The following is a 16,672-nucleotide window of genomic DNA, read 5'->3' on the forward strand; positions in this document are numbered from 1 at the left end:
TATCCCGCCGGGTTGATTGCAGCTTCCCTTTCTTACGCTTTACCCCAAGCCCGTCTACCTGCGAGACGGGCTCGAGGCGCTTGTGGCCATCACTGCGCATACCGGGTCAAAGGTTCGTGCGAGTGAGTGGTTGGACTTGGCCAGGTTGGCGGATGCTGCGCTGCGGAGTGTGAGATAAGTCGTTATCCGCACTGGGAAATCTGTCCACAAAAAACGTGGGTAGGTCTGTGGATAAAACGCTACAAGCCAAGTCTGTAGCGGCCTTTGTTAAATTGAGCAGAATTTGTACAGCATCCATGGGCAGCCCGCAGGCTCAAATGACCTGCCGCTGGCCCTTGGCCTGCTCCACGCGATTGCGCCCGTGGGCCTTGGCGCGGTAGAGCGCCTGGTCGGCATCGGCCAGCAGCGTGTCCAGGCTGCGCCTGGCCTGCGCGGCGCAACCGGCGACACCAATACTGACCGTGATGCGCAGCGGCTGTTCCTCGTGCATTACCTGCATGTCCTGCACGGCGCGGCGCAAGCGCTCGGCGGTGAACTCCGATTGCTCAACGGCCAGCCCCGGCAGCACGATGACGAACTCCTCGCCGCCGAGCCGGGCGAACAGCTCGCTTTCGTGCAGGTTCTCCTGCACCGTGCGGGCGAACTGGCGCAGCACCATGTCGCCGACGGCATGGCCATGCTGGTCGTTGATCGCCTTGAAATGGTCGATGTCGAGCATCATCAGGGTCAACGGTACGCTTGGCGCCAGGCGCTCGCGCCGGTCGAGCAGGGCGACGGCCTGTTGGGTGAAGGCACTGCGGGTCATGGCACCGGTGAGATGGTCGATGGTCGCCTGGCGTGCAAGGCGCGCCAGCAGGCTGCGGTTGGCGCTGTTGATGCAGGCCAGCACCAGCGGGCCGAGCACCAGCATGGCGATGCCCAAGCGCGCGGACATCAGCGCACTCACCCCGGCCTCGCTCTGCGGCACGCTGAAATGCATCAGGTTCTGCGCCACGGCGACGATCAGCGTGCTGCCCGCAGTGAGGGTCAGCAGCGACAGCAGGAACGGTGAATAGCTCAGCGCGCACCACAGCAGCGCCGACACCGGAAAGGCGATCGCCCCAGGGCCGCCGAAGAGCAGGCTCACCACCAGGGAGGCCAGCAACACCAGCAACGGGGCCAGGCGGAGGCGCTGACCGGAGCCGCGCATCCAGGCACGTGGCGACGGGGCGGTGAGCAGGATGGGCAGTACCAGCACGCTGGTGGAGAACTGTTCGCTGAACCAGGCCAGCCAGGTGGCCTGCAACGATTGGTCGAACCAGGGTGTGGCCACCACGCAGGCCAGGCTGGCGGCCACCGCGCCCGCCGCGGCGCAGGCTGCGAACAGGCGCAGTACGCCGTGGGGCGTGCGCAGGCGTCGGTGTTGGCGCGGCAGGCGGGCCAGGAGGCGCCAGATGGTGACGACGGCGCCCAGGTTGCAGAGGTTGAACCACAGCGCTGGCAGCCAGTCGCTGCCAGTAGCCAAGTCGGCGCTGACCATGGCCAGGTACATCAGGCCCAGGCCCGGCACGCTGGCCAGGCGCGGTTGACGCAGCAACAGGCCGGCGAGTACCGCATTGACCGGCCAGAACAACGAGAGCGACTCGATAGGCCGCGCAAGGATGCCGCCCAATGCCAGGGCCAACGTCAGGCCGAACAGCAGAAGCGGAGGGAACAGGCGCGATTGGGCTGGAAACACCATGAGCTCGACCGACAAGCGCAGAGGAAAACCAGGACGACAGCGGTAGGCACCTGGACCACAGTGGCGCCAGTGTGTTGCAGTCGGCTAATTGATGTCAATTAGATATTATTTGCGGCCGATCATCGCCAATACGGTGTTTTTGGCGCCATTTTCCTGTGTCGCCCTACAGCCCGAAGAACCAGGGCACCATCACCACGCTGACCACCATCACCAGCAGGGTGAAGGGCACGCCGATTTTCACGAAGTCGGCGAAGCGATACTGGCCTGGCCCCAATACCAGGGTATTGACCGGCGAGGACACTGGCGTCATGAACGCCGCCGATGCCGCCAGGGCCACGATCATGGCGAAGGGGTAGGGCGACATGCCCAGCTGTTGCGCGGTGCTGATCGCAACGGGCGCCATCAGCACTGCCGTGGCGGTATTGGAGATGAACAGGCCGATCAGCGCAGTGAGGGCGAACAGGCAGACCAGGATGGCGCTGGGGCCTGCTCCGCCCAGCAGGCTCACCAGGGCGTTCACTGCCAGGTCGATACCGCCGGTCTTCTGTAGCGCCAGGGCGAAGGGCAGCATGCCAACGATCAGTACCAGGCTTTGCCAGTGAATGGCACGGTAGGCGCTGTTCATGTCGATGCAGCGGCCAGCGCCCATCAGCAGACAGCCGATCAGTGCGGCGATGACATTGGGCACCGCGCCGCTGACCATCAACCCCACCATGACCGCCAGGCTGATCAAGGCATAGGGCGCGCGGGTGCGGGCCGGTGCCACTTGGTCTATTTCCGTCGGCAGGCTCAGCACCAGGAAATCGCGCGGCTGACTTTGCAGCTGGCGCACCGCCTTCCACGGGCCGACCACCAACAGGGTGTCGCCCAGGCGCAGCTTTTCTTCCACCAGTTGCTCCTCGATGGCCGCCTGCTCACGGCGCAGGCCTACCACGTTGAGGCCGTAGCGGCTGCGCAAGGCCAGCTCCAGGATGCTCTTGCCGATCAGTTGCGAGCCCGGTGGCAGGGAAATTTCCGCCATGCCCAATTCCTGGGACTGGTCGATGAAATAGGCGGCCTTGAAATGCAAGGGTTCGAGCTGCATGGTCTGGCACAGGCTGCGCAGGTCGTCGCGGTTGGCGAACAAATCGAGCAGCAGTACGTCGTCTTGCTGCAACACAGTGGCTGAATCAGCGGCGATCACCCGGGTGGTGAACTTGTGCTGGCGCTCGATACCGATCACGTTGGCGCCATGCCGGGTGCGCAACTCCAGCTCGCCCAGAGTATGGCCGATCAATGGCGAATGCGGGCGAATGCGCAGGCGCCGTTCGCGCCCCGCGAGCTTGTAGTCCAGCACCAGGTCGAGCAGGGTGCGGCGGCTTTCCACCCGGCCGTCCTTGCGCACCTCGCCGTTGAGCCAGTGGCGGGTCAACAGCATGTAGCCGATGCCCAGCACCAGCACCACCAGGCCGAACGGGGTGAAACTGAAAAAACCGAAACCTTCCAGACCGTGGCGCACCAACTCGCTGTGCACCACCACGTTGGGCGGCGTCGCCACCAGGCTGAGCATGCCGCTGATCAGGCCGGCGAAACTCAGCGGCATCATCAGCCGGCTGGGCGAAAGTTGCAGGCGCGCGGCAATGCTCAGCACCACCGGGATGAAGATCGCCACCACGCCGGTGGAACTCATCACCGAACCCAGCAGCGCCACCGAGACCATCAGCAGCACCAATAGGCGCGCCTCGCTGTTTCCCGCACGCTCACTCATCCATTCGCCGATGCGGTAGGCGATGCCGGTGCGCACCAGGCCTTCGCCGATCACGAACAGGGCAGCAATCAGCACCACATTGGGGTCGCTGAATCCGGCCAGGGCCTGTTCCACGGTGAGGATGCCCGACAGCGGCAGGAACAGGATCACCAGTAGGGCGACAACGTCCATGCGCGGGCGGTTGATGACGAAAAGGGTGATGACGACGGCCAGCAGGCCGAGGACCAGGAGCAGGTCGTGGGACATCGGGGAGGGTGATCCTTCACAGGGGCGACCGGGATAGTGTGGCAGCTCGAGAGGAAGGCGTCGTTGATGTGTTGCAGGGGTTTTGCAGTCTTTAGCTGGCCTCTTCGCGGGGTCTGGCGGCGAAGAGGCCGGTGCGAGGGTCAGTGACGACGGTGCTTCTTGCGGTCCTTGTCACCCAAGTGGTTGCCCAGCGCGCCACCTGCGGCGCCGCCCAGGCCTGCGCCGACGGTCGAGCCGGTGGAGCCACCGACCTTGCCACCGAGCAGCGAACCGCCCGCCGAGCCCAGGCCACCGCCGATCGCCGCTTCGGCGCGGTTGCCCTTGCGTGCGCCCACGGCACTGCCAGCCGCGCCACCCAGGCCCGCGCCGATGGCCGCGCCAGTGCTGCCGCCGATGACCTGCTTGCCGACGACATTGCCCAGGGCGCCGCCCAGGCCACCACCGATAGCAGCAGTGCCGTCACCGGCGAAGGCGCCTTGGCACAGCAGCAGGCCGAGGGCGAGGGAAGGCAGAGTCAGACGCATGATGTGATGAACCTCGAAAATGGGGACGCAGCGGTTTACGGGACACATGCTGAGACCGGAAAGGGTCGATTTGGTTTCTGAGTCACGCAAAATATTATTACGCCAGGGAAAACCGGCGTGCCTGCTGGCTGCTGTTCTGTCTCGCTCGGTCATGGTCGCGTGCGCGGCGGGAACCTAGACTGTCACCAGGCCGCAATCAAGATGGCTACCTGCCACACGGTGAATCAGCATGATCGCCCATACTCCGACACTGTTCGCTGCGGTTGCGCTGGTCGCGACCATCCTGGCCTTCTGCCTGTTGCTGGTAGGCCAGTTCAACCGCCGCGACAACCTTTTGCTGACCGGCTGTGGCCTGCTCGCGCATGCCCTGGCCTACGTCTGCTTCACCCTTTATGGCCATCTGTCGCTGTGGTTCAGCTACGCCCTGGGCAACAGCCTGTTGTCCCTGGCGCTGGCGTTTTATTCGGCCAGTCTGTTCCGGGTGCGCGAACAGCGGGTGCCGTGGCGGCGGATCTTCGTCATTCCCCTGTTCATGGTGGCGGGTCTGGTGCTGTTGCTCGATACCCTGGAACCGCGCATGTTGCTGGCGACCCTGGTGTTGATGGCGCAGTGTGCGTTGATCCTCTACTGGGCCCAGCGTCACACCGAGCGCCGGGGCCGGGCGCACCTGCTGCTGGTGATTGGCGCGGCTATCAGCCTGGTGGGCCTGGGTATGCGGGTGCTGGCAGTGGCGAGCGGTACTGCGGTGGAACTGCGCTACGACACCAGCAACCTCAAGCAGACCATCTCGGTCAGCATCGGCACGGCTACGGTGATGATGTATTCCATCGGCCTGGTGCTGATGGCCAAGGAGCGCAGCGAGTCACGCCTGCAGCACCTGGCCGGGCACGATGTGCTGACCGGCACCTGCAACCGCCGGGCGATTCTCGAGCGTTTCGCCGTGGAACTGGAGCGTGCCCGGATAGAGCAGACCAGCCTGGCGGTGGCAATGATCGACATCGACCACTTCAAGCGCATCAACGACCTGCACGGGCATTTGGCCGGCGACGAGGTGCTGTGCCATTGCGTGCGCCAGTTGCAGCAACGCCTGCGCCAGGAAGACAGCCTGGGGCGCTATGGGGGCGAGGAATTTCTGCTGGTATTGCCGCACACCGGCCGCGAGGGTGCCATGAAGGCCCTGCACGACCTGCGCGAAGCGATCGCGCGCAACCCCGCGCGGTATGCCGGTGCGGATATCGAACTGCGTTTCAGCGTGGGCCTGTGGTGCGGCGTGCCGGGGCCCGACGACAGCCCCGCCTGCCTGATCGCCCAGGCGGATGCTGCGCTCTATCAGGCCAAGGCCGAGGGGCGCAATGCCGTGCGCATGGCAGGTGAGCTCGGCCTGGCCTAGCGGTGTATCGAGAAGAATTTCTCAGGAGGCCGGCTGAATGGCCAGGATCACCCCATTGGTGATTTGCACCAGCACGTAATGCCTGCCCATTTTCACCCAGTGGCTCTCCTTCTCGGGTGCAGGCAAGCCTTTGGCGCGCCAGTCCCGGATCGCCAGTTCGTCACGCTTGTACTGGTCGGGCGCCTTGTCGCCCACCTGCACCTCGCGGTTGTGGGTTTCCGGCGCCTTGATGCTCTCGACACTCGACTCGGCCGCGTGGGCCGCCAGGGGCAGGGTGAACAGCAGGGCATACAGCATTGGGCGCAGTTTCATGCAGAAGTTTCCTCTTGAAGGGCGTGTAACTCATGCGACAGCGCCGACCGCGGGACAATTCACTCGGCTGGCGGCCAGTGCTAGAGTCGCTTCTTTTTTGCCCTTGAGGATGGAACATGCGAGCGATTCTGCCGATGGCCGCAGCGCTGATGCTGGTGGGTTGTGCGTCATCGAACATGGAGGCCGCCCGCAGCGGCGAGCCCGCCGCGCGCCTGGATTCGCAAAAGCCGGTGGAGCGGGTGGCCCAGTGCATCCAGTTCAGTTGGCAGGAAGAGTCGAGCTTTGGTGTCGATGCCAGCGGCTACCTCGAGTCGCGAAAGCAGGGCGGCTTTACCGTGTATACCCGCGAGGCTGAGTCCTTTGCCGACATCTATCCCCAGGGCGGCGGTACGCGTGTCGACTACTACGCGCAGAAGAACGACAGCATGGCCCTGCGCCGCAAGGCTTCCGCCGCCACCTGCCTGTGATTCAACGCGGCATGTAGCGCAACTGCCAGCGCCGCGGGATCTTCAGCGAAGCCAGTGCCAGCAGCAGCGCCAACAGCGCGCCGGCCAACAGGGCCGGGCGCCCGAGGTGCTGCTCGAGGAGCACCCCGGCCACCGCGCCAATGCACATGCCGCACCAGGGCACCAACTGCACGCGCCAGCCCAGGCGCTGCTGGCCCAGCACCGTGCGCCCAAGGCCACGGCCGAAGCGCGACAATGCACCGGTGACGTAGGTAAGCCCGATGGGCAGGCCGTTCACTTCCTCGACCACCGCATTGATCATGCCCATGGCGATCACCGCCGCCAGCAGCGCCGGCAATTGCCAGCCTTCCGGTAGCAGGCCGGCACAGGCCAGCGAGGCAGCGATCAGGCCGAGCAGCGGCCAGGGGCGGCGTCCGCTGCGGGCGGCGATGATCACGCCCAAGGCATTGCCCAGCACGAAGGCGACGATCACCAGCGTCAGGCGCAGCACCGGCCCCAGCTCGCCACTACCCAGCGACGCGGCCAGGCGAGTGGTGTTGCCACTCATGAACGAAACGAAATCACCGGTCGCCAGAAAACCGATGGCATCGGTCATGCCCGCCAGCACCGACAAGGCGGCGACGAAGTACAGGCCAACCGTGCCACGGCGCTGGATCAGCAGTTGCCGCTTGCCATTGCCCGACAGGCTTCCTGGTAGCATCGACGTCCCCTTGTGTGGATTCAGCACGCTCGGATGAGCGTTTGCGACAGCTGGAGTATATCCGTACGGATGCTGCGGGCTTGATGGTTGCGTAAGGTTTTTTCCTACTGAAGGTTCCGAAAATTACGCTTGATTTGTTATGTTATTACGTAAATTTCAGGAGCTGTTCGATGAATCACAACCCCTCCAGGCTCTGCCTGGGTTTTTCCCTCTCCCTGCTGGGCCTGCCAGGCAGCGCCGCAGAGCCGCTGCTGCTCGAAGCCGTCAACGTCACCGACAGCCGCCTGGAAGAACGTGCCGACGGCCCGGTGCAAGGCTATCGCGCCACACGCTCGAGCACTGCTACACGCACCGACACCGACCTGCGCGACACCCCGCAAAGCATTGCCGTGGTTCCCAGCCAAGTCCTCGAAGACCTCAACAGCACACGCATCGACCGTGCGCTGGACTTCGCTGGCGGGGTCACCCGGCAAAACAATTTCGGCGGCCTGACCTTCCTCAACTACAGCGTGCGCGGCTTCACCACCGGGGAGCTGTACAAGAACGGTTTCGCCATCAACCGCGGCAGCTACAGCGCCCCGGACACCTCCAGCATCGAACGTATCGAAGTGCTCAAGGGCCCGGCCGCGAGCCTCTATGGCCGTGGCGACCCAGGTGGTTTGGTGAACATCGTCAGCAAGCGCCCCCAGGCCGAGGCGTTCACCCGGCTGAAGGCCAGCGCCGGCACCTGGGACCGCTACCGTGGCAGCCTGGACGTCAACACCCCGCTGGACGAAGAAGGGCGGCTGCTGTCACGGGTCAACCTGGCGGTGGAAGATAACGGCAGCTTCCGGGATCACGTGGACAGCCGGCGCCAGATCGTCAGCCCCTCGCTGAGCTGGCAACTCGACCCAGACACGTTGCTGTCGCTCGATGCCGAGTTCTCCCGCACCGAGTCGGTGTTCGACCGGGGCATTCCCGCTGTCAACAACCAGCTTGGCTCGGTCAAGCGCTCGACCTTTCTCGGCGAGCCCAACGACGGCCATATCCGCAACGACAACCAGACCCTGGACCTGGCGCTGGAGCGCTACCTTAACGACAACTGGAAACTGCGCCTGGCCAACCACTACACCCAGGGCCACTTGCGCGGCAACAGCTCCGAGCCTTCGCGTTTGGTGGGCAACGTCATGAGCCGCTTCTACCGCGAGCGCAATTTCGAGTGGAACGACAACATCACCCAGGCCGAACTGCACGGCCAATTCCAGTGGCTGGGCTGGCAGCACCAGAGCCTGATCGGCTTGGAGTACGAGAACTACCGCAACAGCCAGAAATACCCGCAGAGCATCACTTCGACCGGCTACGGGCTGGATATCTACAACCCGGTGTACGGCCAGCCCAAGCCGCCGTTGGTCAACCCCAACGACCTCTTCGAACGCACCGAAAGCCAGGCTCTCAACCTGCAGGACCAGATCACCTTCAGCGAACGCTGGCGCGGGTTGCTGGGCGTGCGTCTGGAGCGAGTCGAGCAGACGGCGCAGAACCGCGCGACCGGGGTGAGCAACAGCCAGGCCAAGGATGTCGCCACGCCGCGTGTCGGCCTGTTGTACCAGTGGACGCCTGAAATCGGAGTGTTCGCCAACGCCTCGACCTCGTTCAGGCCCAACAGCATCGGTACCCAGGGACAGGTGTACAAGCCGGAGAAGGGCATGGGCTACGAGACGGGCCTGAAGCTCGACCTGTTCGACAGTCGCCTGGGCGCCACCATCGCGCTGTTCAGCATCGACAAGGAAAACGTCATCACCACCGATGCCTTCGGTGAAAGCGTCGCCGCCGGCGAGGCCCACAGCCAGGGCCTGGACATCCAGTTCAGCGGCCAGCTCAGCGACGCCGTGCGGGTGATCGGTGCCTATGCCTACATCGATGCCGAGGTCACCAAGGGCGATGCGGCCTTGCCCAAGGGCAGCGATCTGCTGGGCATTCCCCAGCACAGCGGCAGCCTGATGGCGGTGTATGAGTTCCAGGAGGGTTGGCTGCGAGGCTCCGATGTCGGCGCCTCGGCCAATTATGTGGGCGAGCGTTCGGGGCAAGCGGGGGGGCAGTTCCGGCTACCGGCCTACAGTACGCTCGACTTGCTGGCGCACTACAAGGCCAGCGAACAGCTGACCTTTGGTGTGAACCTGAACAACGTGTTCGACCGCAAGTACTACGAGCGCGGCTACAACGCGGCATGGAACATGCCGGGCGAGCCGCGCAACTTGAGCGTGAGCATGAGCTTGTCGTTGTAGGCCGGACCGCTGCGAACCAGGGCAAAGCCCTGGCCGTGCAGCGTGGTGGTTTCTTCGCGGGCAAGCCCACGCCTACAGGTGCCGCGCTGCGTTCAGGAGAGGAACCCCCCGTCGACATTGAGTGCGGTGCCGGTGGTGTAGCTGGAGGCATCGCTGGCCAGGTACAGTACCGCGCCGGCCATCTCGCTGGGGTCGGCCACGCGCTTGAGTGGAATCTGCTGCAACGCAGTCTTGAGGATGGCGTCGTTCTTTACCAGCGCCGAGGCGAATTTGGTGTCGGTCAGGCCCGGCAGCAGGGCGTTGCAGCGAATGCCGAATTGCGCGCATTCCTTGGCGAACACCTTGGTCATGTTGATGACCGCTGCCTTGGTCACCGAATAGATGCCCTGGAACAGCCCTGGCGACACGCCATTGATCGACGCCACGTTGATGATGCTGCCACCGCCGTGCTCGCGCATCAGCTTGCCGGCTTCGACCGACATGAAGAAATAGCCGCGGATATTCACCTCGACGGTCTTCTGGAAGGCGCTCAGGTCGGTGTCCAGCACGTTGCAGAACTGCGGGTTGGTGGCGGCGTTGTTGACCAGGATGTCGAGGCGCCCGAATTGCTCGCGAATGCCGGCGAACACCTGCTGGATCTGCTCCATCTCGCCAATGTGGCAAGCCACCGCCGTGGCCTTGCCACCGGCTGCCTGGATCGCTTCGGCAACCTGCTGGCAACCTTCGAGCTTGCGGCTGGAGACGATCACATGGGCACCTTGCTGGGCCAGCAGGTGGGCGATGGCCTCGCCGATGCCGCGGCTGGCGCCGGAGACGAAGGCGACTTTGCCGTCGAGGTCGAACAGGTGGGTCTTGGACATGCTGGGTTCCTTGTGGTCTGGGGCGGCGCGACGGGTTACAGGGGCGACTTGTCGATCACCTGCAGGGTCATGTGCTCGAGCAGCTTGTTCATGTGGATGAACTGGGCGAAGCGCTTGTCCTGGGTCTGGCCATGGTGGAAGCGGTAGTAGATCTGCTGGACGATACCGGCCAGGCGAAACAGCCCATAGGCATAGTAGAAGTCGTAGTTGTCCAGGCTGATACCCGCGCGCTCGGCGTAGTAGTCGACGAACTGGCGACGGGTGAGCATGCCCGGCGCATTGCTCGGCTGGCGACGCATCAGTTGCACCGGTGCCGGGTCGTCGGCCTCGATCCAGTAGGCCAGGCTGTTGCCCAGGTCCATCAGCGGGTCGCCGATGGTGGCCATCTCCCAGTCCAGCACGCCGATGATGCGCATCGGGTTGTCGGCATCGAGGATGACGTTGTCGAAGCGGTAGTCGTTGTGCACGATGCCTGGGCGCGGATGGTCGGCGGGCATCTTTTCGCGCAGCCAGGCGGTCACCCGCTCCCAGCGCGGGGCATCGGGGGTCAGGGCTTTTTCGTAACGGCTGCTCCAGCCTTCTATCTGGCGCTGCACGTAGCCTTCGGGCTTACCCAGGTCGGCCAGGCCGCAGGCGTTGTAGTCGACCTGGTGCAGCTCTACCAGGCGGTCGATGAAGCTTTTGCACAAGGCCTCGGTGTGCGTGGCGTCCAGGCCCAGGGCAGGGGGAATGTCCGAGCGCAGGATGACGCCTTTGACCCGCTCCATCACATAGAACTCGCCGCCGATCAGCGACTCGTCGGTGCAGTGCACATAGGCCTTGGGGCAGTACGGGAAGCCTTCGTTGAGCTGGTTGAGAATGCGGAACTCGCGGCCCATGTCGTGGGCCGACTTGACCTTGTGACCGAACGGCGGGCGACGCAGTACGAATTCGCGGTTGGGGTAGGCGACCAGGTAGGTCAGGTTCGAGGCACCGCCAGGGAACTGGCTGACGGTCGGGGTGCCCGCGAGGCCTGGAATGTGCGCCTTGAGGTAGGGGTCGATGACGGCTGCATCGAGTTCTTCGCCGGGGCGTACCTGGGTGGACTGGTCGGTGAGCGTCATGCGTATTCCTTATTCTCGGTCGCGAGGACTATTGGCTAATCTAATTTCCATAACACGTTGGGACAAGCGTCCCAGTCGCCATATTGGCGCGGGTGTTGCCGGCCAATCAATGCACCTGATAAGCATCCAAGCCAAGCGTTGCGCAGGCGAAAAAAAACCGAAGCACGCAGGCTTCGGTTTTCTTCACGGCGATGCTCGCAGGCCTCAGGCCGGGAACAGCTCGCTGAGCTTCATCGACAGCATCATGTCGCCTTCGACGCGCAGCTTGCCGCTCATGAAGGCCTGCATGCCATCGGTGTCGCCGCTGACGATGCCCTTGAGGGTTTCACTGTCCAGTACCAGGGTGCAGTTGGCGTCGGCGTTCTCGCCTTCCTGGATCTCGCAGGTGCCATCCTTGACGAGCAGGGCGTAGTGCTTGTTTTCGTCGGTGATGTTGAAGCCGAACACCAGGTCCAGGCCTTGGGCAGCGGCAGGGTTGAACTTGGCTTTCATCGCTTCGACTGCTTTAGCTACGTCGCTCATGGTGTATTCCTTGTTGGTAATGGTTGCGTGCAGAGGGCACAACAGGCCGGTTCATCGATAGGTGATGAGCTCCGGCATCCTCAACAGCTGCACATGGGCCTGGCTGTTGAAGGAGGTCAGGGCCACGTCGCGGCCACGGAACTTCAGGTGGCTGAGCGACGTGTTGATGATCTGCCAGTTCAGCGCGAACGCTTGGGCTGGGGTAACGCCGGTCACCAGGTGGAGCAAAGCGGCGATGGTGCCGCCAGAGGTGAAGATGGCGATATTGTCACGGTTGGAGGCTTGTGCCAGCACCCGCTGCAAGCCAGCAGCGACGCGGCCGGTGAAGGCTGTCCAGGTTTCCAGGCCATCGCTGGGCGGGTGGTCGCCGTCATGCCAGCGCTGCACCATCAAGGCGAACAGGCGCTGGAACTCGCTGCGGTGTTGTGCCGGGTTGCGCAGCACCTGCAGTGCTTCGGGTTCGTGGGGCAGCAGGTCGGGCACCAGCGCGCGGATCACGCCATCGGCGTCGAATTCGTTGAAAGCCGGGTCGGTTTCCAGCGGTGCGATGGCGCTGCCATTGGCGGCGAGGCACTCCAGGGCCAGGCGCGCCGTGTCCTGCTGACGGCGCAGGTCGCCGGCGATGCAGCGGTCCAGATTCAGACCCAGCTGCGCCAGGTGCTCACCCAGGGCCTGGCTCTGGCGCACACCGAGTGCAGACAGGACATCGTAGTCGTCGGCACCGAAGGAGGCTTGGCCATGTCGGATCAGGTAGATGTTGCCCACGGGGAAGTCCGGCCTGGGTTGAGGTTGCTGGGAGGTTAGGATGGCCCAGGGAGGCTGTCAATGAAAAAACATACAAGCGTTTGAAAAGCTTGTTTGAACTGTGTTGCCAGCGTTTTCCCCGGCTGGCAGCAGCCCAGGCGTGTCGGTATGCTTGGCACAATTTCGCGCCGTATGGTGCAGGTCCTACAAGGAGTCGCTGTGGAGTTTCTTGCCGAATACGCAAGCTTTCTCGCCAAAACCGCCACGTTGGTCATTGCCATCCTGGTGGTGCTTTCCGCCATCGCCGGCATGCGTGGCAAGGGGCGGCGCAAGCCGGGCGGGCAGTTGCAGGTCACCCGTCTGAACGAATTCTACAAAGAATTGCGCGAACGCCTGGAATCAGGCCTGTTCGACAAGGCGCAGCTCAAGGCCTTGCGCAAGCAGCAGGCCAAGACCGAGAAGCAGCAGAAAAAAGCCAAGGCCACTGCCAAGGGCGAAGAAAAAAGTCGGGTGTTCGTGCTCGATTTCGATGGCGATATCAAGGCCTCGGCCACCGAGAGCCTGCGCAACGAAATCACCGCGCTGCTGACCCTGGCCACCTCCCGTGATGAAGTAGTGCTGCGCCTGGAAAGCGGTGGCGGCCTTGTACACAGCTATGGCCTGGCAGCCTCGCAACTGGCCCGCATCCGCGAGGCGGGCATCCCGCTGACCGTGTGCATCGACAAGGTCGCCGCCAGCGGCGGCTACATGATGGCCTGCATCGGCGACAAGATCATCAGCGCTCCGTTCGCCGTGCTCGGCTCCATTGGCGTGGTCGCGCAGTTACCGAACGTCAACCGCCTGCTGAAGAAGCACGACATCGATTTCGAGGTGCTGACCGCAGGCGAGTACAAGCGCACCCTGACCGTGTTCGGGGAGAACACCGAGAAGGGCCGGGAGAAGTTCCAAGAAGACCTGGACATCACCCACCAGCTGTTCAAGGACTTCGTGGGCCGCTACCGCCCGCAGTTGCACATCGATGAAGTGGCCACCGGCGAAGTCTGGCTGGGCATTGCCGCGCTGAACCGCAACCTGGTCGATGAACTGCGCACCAGCGACGAGTACCTCAGCACCCGTGCCCGCGAGGCAAGCCTGTTCCACGTTCACTATGCCGAACGCAAATCGCTGCAGGAACGCATCGGCATGGCCGCCAGCGGCACGGTTGAAAACACTCTGGTGGGGCTGTGGAGCAAGCTCGGCCGTCTTCGCTAACACCTTGAACCCCTTGAAGAATTTTTTCTTCGAAGGGGTTGCAAGGGGCACGGAATGCCGACATAATGGCGTCCATCGAAACGCAGCTGGTTTGAAAAAGCCTAGCCGTTTCAAGGAGATAGCGAAAGCTGACTCCGACATTGAGGCCGAGTAGCAAAGTGGTTATGCTCCGGATTGCAAATCCGTCTACGCCGGTTCGATTCCGACCTCGGCCTCCACTATTCGAAAACCCCGCAGATTAACGTCTGCGGGGTTTTTCTTTTGGGAGAAAAAGCCGACCGTTTCCACATCAAGGCCTCACTTGGTAGGGAAGTGATGGGTAAGTTGTAGAGCGTTGCAGCTCATATCATCGTCTGCGCTCCATACACGGATGACTGCCGTTAGCTAAGGAATTGCTTAAATGGAAAGAAGCTACTTTGTGACGATGCTTGCATTGATCCTTCACCAAATTGATGCCGCGTATTGGCAGGAATGGGAAATGTTTTTCCTTCCTGGCGGGGTCCAGGGCTTCCTGCTGTTCAATATCCTGGCAATACCCCTATTACTGAATGGGTATCGGAGTGTTTTGCTCGGCACAGTGAATGCGGTGTTCTTCGCTAAAGTCTGTGCTGGCCTGGGCCTACTGACGTTCCTTATCCATGCCGGCTTTGGCTTGGCTGGCTTTCACCAGTTTCACCTGCCCGCTTCGATCTCCATACTCATTCTGTGCTTGGCCAGTGCTATATGGCTGATGGCAAGCATACGATCCTCATCTTGATAACGGCGTGCGCCGCGCCCTCATTGCATGAAGCTCACGGAGAAGCGCCGGCGCTTGATCCGCGGCTGCTGGAACCCGAGGGTAATGGGGGTTCACCCCTTGCCAACGGTGAGTTGTGCAGCGCCTGTATCGCTGACCGCCTGGCTAACACATTTCGAGGTAGCGCTGAGGAACTTATGCCTTTGGCATCGTCTACATTTGCATAGAGTCCTCCCCCGCAAAAGGAAGCAACCATGGCCAAGCCACGCGTTTTCATTGCAGCGTTCACATCATTGGCACTGGCGTTAGGGCCCTGTGTCTCATTTGCGGATCCTGGCAATGGCAAAGGGCAAGGGAACGGCAAAGGCCAGGCTTCACATTCCCAGGAGCATGGCAAGTCAGGTGGTGGCAAGGGTGGGAACGATCATGGTGGACGATACGGCGGCCCTTCCATAGACCGTGGCGATGTACTTGGGATCCTGGGCGGACATCGCAACTACTGGAGTCCAGCGCCCGCGCTGCCACCTGGCATTCAGAAGAACCTCGCTCGCGGCAAGCCGCTTCCTCCAGGTATCGCCAAGAAACTCGACGGTCGCCTGCTTGGCCAACTACCGCACTACGACGGCTACGAGTGGATGCGGGCCGGCGCAGATCTGATTCTGGTGGCTGTTGCGACCGGACTCATCTATGAGGTTTTGAACGGGGCCTTCGACTGACCCCGTATGCGCTGCGCCGACGACAACCTGCCGAACTTCTGGCTATTCCGGTGGTTTTCGTCCAGGCGACCGCCAGCTTCCCTTGCATGCGGGCGTGCTGCGAGCGCCCGTAGCCTGTAGACGCTACCTTGCGGAAAAAGAAAAACCCGCCATTAAGGCGGGTCCAAGGAACGTATCGAAGCCAGGTCAGTGTGCCTAGGCAAATGTCAGAATTTCGTGAACCTTATGTCCACAAACCATTCTATGCATGGCTCAATTCCAGGCGTGTGATAACGCACACCGAGCGGTCTTGCTCGGTGGTGGAAGCGGTGTAGTCCACCTGGTTGTATACCCCCCCATGAAAATTGAAGGTGCGCACATTCCAGCTCGCAGCCAGCTGCAGCAGCCCGGTGCTGGCACTGCGGCCATTGCAGGTCGCATTGATCTTGGCAGCGCCGCCGGCGGTTACTTCGAGGGTCACTTCGAACACGCTGCCCAACGGCACGTCGCTGAGCAGGGTACTGTTGGCCGGTGTCGGCTGGTCGAAATCCTGGCGGAACCCGAAGGTGATCTTGCCCTTGTTCCAAAACACCTTGATCGTCGGGCTGTCGTCGTCCTTTACGTGCATTTGCGAAATCACAACCTTCTGCGCCGAGTTCACCTGGTCGAGACGCATGGTTTGATGGTTGCGATGCAGGGTAGCGCTGGCCAGGCTCCAGTAGTTCGGCTCCTTCCACTCGCAACGGGTGCGATGGGTGCTCTTGCTGGAGGCGCCGAGAGTGGGGGCGACCATGCGCACCGAGCCGTCTGGCAGGCGGGCAATGATCTCCGGGAGCGTCGCCAGCGCCTGGGCGCCGGTGAGCTCCAGCGCTACAGGATTGGTCGCCGATTTAGGCACGGGAGTGGTAATGATCAGGCGGTCGATATTAACGGACATGGGACTTGCTCCTTGCGTGGTTAGAAACCTTCCTACTTTGTCCGAACCTCGATGACCCGCTCAGTTTCGTGGCCATTGGCCGCATTCCCGTGAATATTTTTTGGCAGGCAAAAAAAGCCCGCCATGTTCGGCGGGCAAGACGTTCTGAAGGGAGCTGTAAAAGACTAACGCGCAAGGGGTTAAGTCAACATTAACCGCCAGGATGATTGACCAGGCCTATCGATAAGCCTATACAGGCGTGCCTGAACGCCGCGGAGCCTGCGATGCACGACGAAGACGACCTGCCCGAACCCGAGCACGACCACCTGCTCGACCCTGAATTTCTCTACGACGACCTCGAACACGAAGCCGACGCGCAAGGTGCGGAAGATGAAATCGAGGAAGACGAGCAATGGGCCGACGACCTCGACGAGCAGGACCACCCCGCCTGGTACGACGACCCCGATGACTGAGG

At 62.6% G+C, this 16,672-nt stretch carries 17 protein-coding genes and 1 tRNA gene; 8 read left to right on the forward strand and 10 right to left on the reverse strand.

The genetic code is table 11. The features are described 5' to 3' along the window. Positions 1-313 precede the first annotated feature (313 nt). The 3 genes from RAC97_RS05210 to RAC97_RS05220 form a co-directional block, all read right to left on the reverse strand. A complete protein-coding gene (locus RAC97_RS05210; protein ID WP_375097723.1) occupies positions 314-1,735 on the reverse strand; it encodes a diguanylate cyclase in 1,422 nt (473 codons plus the stop codon). Positions 1,736-1,883: 148 nt separating this feature from the next. Next, on the reverse strand, positions 1,884-3,713 hold the full coding sequence (locus RAC97_RS05215; protein ID WP_375097724.1) for an SLC13 family permease: 1,830 nt from the start codon (positions 3,711-3,713) through the stop codon (positions 1,884-1,886). Positions 3,714-3,853: 140 nt separating this feature from the next. Next, a complete protein-coding gene (locus RAC97_RS05220; protein WP_375097725.1) occupies positions 3,854-4,237 on the reverse strand; it encodes a glycine zipper domain-containing protein in 384 nt (127 codons plus the stop codon). A gap of 229 nt (positions 4,238-4,466) precedes the next feature. On the opposite strand from RAC97_RS05220, the gene RAC97_RS05225 reads away from it, so the two are divergent. Next, a complete protein-coding gene (locus RAC97_RS05225) occupies positions 4,467-5,627 on the forward strand; it encodes a GGDEF domain-containing protein (protein WP_375097726.1) in 1,161 nt (386 codons plus the stop codon). A gap of 21 nt (positions 5,628-5,648) precedes the next feature. Here RAC97_RS05225 and RAC97_RS05230 read toward each other — a convergent pair whose 3' ends face one another. Further along, on the reverse strand, positions 5,649-5,939 hold the full coding sequence (locus tag RAC97_RS05230; RefSeq protein ID WP_375097727.1) for an RcnB family protein: 291 nt from the start codon (positions 5,937-5,939) through the stop codon (positions 5,649-5,651). Positions 5,940-6,055: 116 nt separating this feature from the next. On the opposite strand from RAC97_RS05230, the gene RAC97_RS05235 reads away from it, so the two are divergent. Next, positions 6,056-6,406: a hypothetical protein gene (locus tag RAC97_RS05235; RefSeq protein ID WP_375097728.1), complete on the forward strand. Its 351-nt coding sequence runs from the start codon at positions 6,056-6,058 to the stop codon at positions 6,404-6,406. Position 6,407: 1 nt separating this feature from the next. Here RAC97_RS05235 and RAC97_RS05240 read toward each other — a convergent pair whose 3' ends face one another. Then, on the reverse strand, positions 6,408-7,106 hold the full coding sequence (locus tag RAC97_RS05240; RefSeq protein WP_375097729.1) for a YoaK family protein: 699 nt from the start codon (positions 7,104-7,106) through the stop codon (positions 6,408-6,410). Positions 7,107-7,276: 170 nt separating this feature from the next. On the opposite strand from RAC97_RS05240, the gene RAC97_RS05245 reads away from it, so the two are divergent. Further along, positions 7,277-9,370 carry a TonB-dependent siderophore receptor gene (locus RAC97_RS05245; protein ID WP_375097730.1) on the forward strand — a complete coding sequence of 698 codons (2,094 nt, stop codon included), beginning with the start codon at positions 7,277-7,279 and terminating at the stop codon, positions 9,368-9,370. 92 nt (positions 9,371-9,462) lie between these two features. On the opposite strand, the gene RAC97_RS05250 is transcribed toward RAC97_RS05245, so the two are convergent. The 4 genes from RAC97_RS05250 to RAC97_RS05265 form a co-directional block, all read right to left on the reverse strand. Then, positions 9,463-10,230, reverse strand: coding sequence for an SDR family oxidoreductase (locus tag RAC97_RS05250; protein WP_375097731.1), 768 nt, complete (start codon positions 10,228-10,230; stop codon positions 9,463-9,465). A 35-nt stretch (positions 10,231-10,265) separates the two neighbouring features. Next, entirely contained in the window at positions 10,266-11,333 is a 1,068-nt protein-coding gene (locus RAC97_RS05255; RefSeq protein ID WP_375097732.1) for a phosphotransferase family protein, read from the reverse strand. A 204-nt stretch (positions 11,334-11,537) separates the two neighbouring features. Then, positions 11,538-11,855, reverse strand: a complete 318-nt coding sequence (locus RAC97_RS05260) for an SCP2 sterol-binding domain-containing protein (protein WP_375097733.1) — start codon at positions 11,853-11,855, stop codon at positions 11,538-11,540. 51 nt (positions 11,856-11,906) lie between these two features. Next, on the reverse strand, positions 11,907-12,620 hold the full coding sequence (locus RAC97_RS05265) for a histidine phosphatase family protein (RefSeq protein ID WP_375097734.1): 714 nt from the start codon (positions 12,618-12,620) through the stop codon (positions 11,907-11,909). A gap of 198 nt (positions 12,621-12,818) precedes the next feature. Here RAC97_RS05265 and sohB point away from each other — a divergent pair, with 198 nt between their 5' ends. From sohB to RAC97_RS05285, 4 genes are all read left to right on the forward strand, one after another. Then, positions 12,819-13,850 carry a protease SohB gene (sohB, locus tag RAC97_RS05270; RefSeq protein WP_375097735.1) on the forward strand — a complete coding sequence of 344 codons (1,032 nt, stop codon included), beginning with the start codon at positions 12,819-12,821 and terminating at the stop codon, positions 13,848-13,850. A 144-nt stretch (positions 13,851-13,994) separates the two neighbouring features. Next, positions 13,995-14,068: transfer RNA gene (locus RAC97_RS05275), tRNA-Cys, on the forward strand. Positions 14,069-14,250: 182 nt separating this feature from the next. Beyond that, positions 14,251-14,607 carry a DUF6713 family protein gene (locus tag RAC97_RS05280; protein ID WP_375097736.1) on the forward strand — a complete coding sequence of 119 codons (357 nt, stop codon included), beginning with the start codon at positions 14,251-14,253 and terminating at the stop codon, positions 14,605-14,607. Positions 14,608-14,840: 233 nt separating this feature from the next. Beyond that, a complete protein-coding gene (locus RAC97_RS05285) occupies positions 14,841-15,302 on the forward strand; it encodes an anti-virulence regulator CigR family protein (RefSeq protein ID WP_375097737.1) in 462 nt (153 codons plus the stop codon). 241 nt (positions 15,303-15,543) lie between these two features. Here RAC97_RS05285 and RAC97_RS05290 read toward each other — a convergent pair whose 3' ends face one another. Continuing rightward, positions 15,544-16,218 carry a polysaccharide lyase family 7 protein gene (locus tag RAC97_RS05290; protein ID WP_375097738.1) on the reverse strand — a complete coding sequence of 225 codons (675 nt, stop codon included), beginning with the start codon at positions 16,216-16,218 and terminating at the stop codon, positions 15,544-15,546. A gap of 263 nt (positions 16,219-16,481) precedes the next feature. Between RAC97_RS05290 and RAC97_RS05295 the strand changes: the two genes are divergently transcribed. Beyond that, positions 16,482-16,670 (forward strand): hypothetical protein, encoded by a 189-nt coding sequence (locus RAC97_RS05295; protein ID WP_375097739.1) that lies wholly within the window; start codon positions 16,482-16,484, stop codon positions 16,668-16,670. Positions 16,671-16,672: the final 2 nt, after the last annotated feature.

The sequence above is a fragment of the Pseudomonas sp. LS_2 genome, from assembly GCF_042709235.1.
Classification (GTDB): Bacteria; Pseudomonadota; Gammaproteobacteria; order Pseudomonadales; family Pseudomonadaceae; genus Aquipseudomonas.

What these genes read in the sequence shown, in the direction of transcription:
- RAC97_RS05215 (WP_375097724.1), bottom strand. Translation starts at nt 3,713, where the DNA reads ATGTCCCACGACCTGCTCCTGGTCCTCGGCCTGCTGGCCGTCGTCATC.
- RAC97_RS05220 (WP_375097725.1), bottom strand. Translation starts at nt 4,237, where the DNA reads ATGCGTCTGACTCTGCCTTCCCTCGCCCTCGGCCTGCTGCTGTGCCAA.
- RAC97_RS05225 (WP_375097726.1), top strand. Translation starts at nt 4,467, where the DNA reads ATGATCGCCCATACTCCGACACTGTTCGCTGCGGTTGCGCTGGTCGCG.
- RAC97_RS05230 (WP_375097727.1), bottom strand. Translation starts at nt 5,939, where the DNA reads ATGAAACTGCGCCCAATGCTGTATGCCCTGCTGTTCACCCTGCCCCTG.
- RAC97_RS05235 (WP_375097728.1), top strand. Translation starts at nt 6,056, where the DNA reads ATGCGAGCGATTCTGCCGATGGCCGCAGCGCTGATGCTGGTGGGTTGT.
- RAC97_RS05240 (WP_375097729.1), bottom strand. Translation starts at nt 7,106, where the DNA reads ATGCTACCAGGAAGCCTGTCGGGCAATGGCAAGCGGCAACTGCTGATC.
- RAC97_RS05245 (WP_375097730.1), top strand. Translation starts at nt 7,277, where the DNA reads ATGAATCACAACCCCTCCAGGCTCTGCCTGGGTTTTTCCCTCTCCCTG.
- RAC97_RS05250 (WP_375097731.1), bottom strand. Translation starts at nt 10,230, where the DNA reads ATGTCCAAGACCCACCTGTTCGACCTCGACGGCAAAGTCGCCTTCGTC.
- RAC97_RS05255 (WP_375097732.1), bottom strand. Translation starts at nt 11,333, where the DNA reads ATGACGCTCACCGACCAGTCCACCCAGGTACGCCCCGGCGAAGAACTC.
- RAC97_RS05260 (WP_375097733.1), bottom strand. Translation starts at nt 11,855, where the DNA reads ATGAGCGACGTAGCTAAAGCAGTCGAAGCGATGAAAGCCAAGTTCAAC.
- RAC97_RS05280 (WP_375097736.1), top strand. Translation starts at nt 14,251, where the DNA reads ATGGAAAGAAGCTACTTTGTGACGATGCTTGCATTGATCCTTCACCAA.
- RAC97_RS05285 (WP_375097737.1), top strand. Translation starts at nt 14,841, where the DNA reads ATGGCCAAGCCACGCGTTTTCATTGCAGCGTTCACATCATTGGCACTG.
- RAC97_RS05290 (WP_375097738.1), bottom strand. Translation starts at nt 16,218, where the DNA reads ATGTCCGTTAATATCGACCGCCTGATCATTACCACTCCCGTGCCTAAA.
- RAC97_RS05295 (WP_375097739.1), top strand. Translation starts at nt 16,482, where the DNA reads ATGCACGACGAAGACGACCTGCCCGAACCCGAGCACGACCACCTGCTC.